This is a genomic window from Mycobacterium sp. (genome assembly GCF_049802695.1).
Classification (GTDB): domain Bacteria; phylum Actinomycetota; class Actinomycetes; order Mycobacteriales; family Mycobacteriaceae; genus Mycobacterium.
In genome coordinates this window covers 1-1830 of sequence record NZ_JBARMY010000072.1, presented here as the reverse complement: position 1 = coordinate 1830, position 1830 = coordinate 1, and the positions used below count along the sequence as shown (strand labels likewise).

Sequence of the window (1830 nt, the reverse complement as noted above, 5' to 3'; positions counted from 1 at the left end):
TCGGCATCCTCCACGGCTGCCTACGCCACCGAACTCACTACAACGAACACCAAGCCTGGGCACACCGTCAAACCGGCCCCGAAATCCAAGCCGCTTGACAACCTACGCACCTGGGATGTCTAGCTGGCACGCGAGACCGAGATTCTGTCAACAGGTTTCGCGGCCAACATGTGTGCCCCTAGCAATCCAGCCAGCAGCACCCAAGCGTGATCTCAGTAGCCAAGGGGCGACCGCGTTCTCGACCGACTTCTCGCTGATCGACGCGAAGCGACGCTCGGCGCTGACTTCGACGCGACCGCTACCGACTTCGTTGCGATGTTCGATCCTGGCATTCTGACCGCCTTTTGATGTGATGCCTCGCCTCCTTTGACAAGCTGCTGCATTCTGATGGCTGGTCGGCTAGTGTTGCCACCCCGATGTCGTCCAGGGCTACCGCCCGTCACCAGTTCAGGCTCGGTGAGAGGAACGCTTTGACTGTAAAGCTCTGCCTGGCTCAGGAGCCTGAGGCCGACGAACTGCTGTCGGAGAACCCGCTGGCATTGCTGATCGGGATGGTATTAGATCAGCAGATTCCGCTCGAAGCGGCGTTCGCCGGCCCGAAGAAGATCGCTGACCGGATGGGCGGCCTTGATGTCCAGCAAATCGCGGACTACAACCCGGACAAGTTCGCCGCGTTGTGTTCGGAGCGACCGGCGATTCACCGATTTCCTGGTTCGATGGCCAAGCGGATCCAGACGCTCGCCCAGCTCATCGTCGACCGCTACGACGGTGACGCGGCGGCGTTGTGGACGGCCGGGGAGCCGGACGGGGCCGAGTTACTGCGTCGGCTCAAAGGGTTGCCCGGGTTCGGTGACCAGAAGGCGAAGATTTTCCTGGCGCTGCTGGGCAAGCAGTACGGTGTGACGCCGACGGGCTGGCGGGCCGCTGCCGGGGAGTTCGGCAAGGCCGGCACCCACTTGTCGGTGGCCGACATTGTCGACGCCAGTTCGCTGGACGAGGTGCGGTCTTACAAGAAGCAGATGAAAGCCGCCAAGGCGGCGGCCGGCAAGTGAATTCAGAAGTGAATCGGAAGGCGGCGACATGAAGACGCACATCACGTGTCCGTGCGGCGAGGCCATCGCGGGCAAAGACGAGGATGAGCTGGTCGAACTGACCCAGGCGCACCTCGCCGACGTTCACCCCGGCCTGGAATACGACCGCGACTCCATTCTCTTCATGGCCTACTAAGGCCTATCCGCCGTCGCGCACACCACGATGCGTGCGCGACGGCGGATAGGTGCTCAGAGCGTCAGGGCACAACCGTCGAGCCGATGGTGGGCATGAACTGGCACTGCCTATCCCTGGTGGTGACCTGCCCGAAGATCGTCGACATGATGCTGCCTGAGCCGGTGTCGGCGATCGCGGTCAAGGTCGTCGGCCCGTCGGGGTTGATGTCGGGCCGCGGTTTGAGGGTGGCGCTGCCCGACTTACCGGTGGTCAGGTTGACCCACGTGACATTCAGCGGCAGCTTCTGCACGTCCCCCGGTCCGGACGTGCCGACCGCGGTGAACACATAAGCGGTCTGCCCTTGGCCGGGGCCGGGGGTGGGGATCTTCGCCGGACCGGCCACCGACAACGCCGGCGCGATCGAGTTGCCGCCGTCGGGCAGGCAGGCCTGGCCGATCGACGGGTACATGAAGTCCTGCGTGGGCGGGGAGTCCGGAGCGAAACCGGGTGTGGCCGCAGCAGGCGCCGGAGCTCCGCCCGCAGGTGCCGTGGGGGCGGCGGCCGGCAAGTGAATTCAGAAGTGAATCGGAAGGCGGCGACATGAAGACGCACATCACGTGTCCG

At 64.2% G+C, this 1830-nt stretch carries 2 protein-coding genes and 1 pseudogene; 2 read left to right on the top strand and 1 reads right to left on the bottom strand.

The window, feature by feature from the left end; all coding sequences use genetic code 11:
* The first annotated feature begins 470 nt into the window (after nt 1-470).
* Together WA317_RS02645 and WA317_RS02640 are read left to right on the top strand one after the other, a co-directional pair.
* Nucleotides 471-1052, top strand: coding sequence for an HhH-GPD-type base excision DNA repair protein (locus WA317_RS02645; protein WP_425171561.1), 582 nt, complete (start codon nt 471-473; stop codon nt 1050-1052).
* 28 nt (nt 1053-1080) lie between these two features.
* Complete coding sequence (locus tag WA317_RS02640) at nt 1081-1227, top strand: DUF1059 domain-containing protein (RefSeq protein WP_425171560.1); 147 nt, start codon at nt 1081-1083, stop codon at nt 1225-1227.
* 61 nt (nt 1228-1288) lie between these two features.
* Here WA317_RS02640 and WA317_RS02635 read toward each other — a convergent pair.
* Nucleotides 1289-1771 (bottom strand): annotated as a pseudogene (locus WA317_RS02635) (hypothetical protein); the annotation flags it as partial.
* Nucleotides 1772-1830: the final 59 nt, after the last annotated feature.

What these genes read in the sequence shown, in the direction of transcription:
- WA317_RS02640 (WP_425171560.1), top strand. Translation starts at nt 1,081, where the DNA reads ATGAAGACGCACATCACGTGTCCGTGCGGCGAGGCCATCGCGGGCAAA.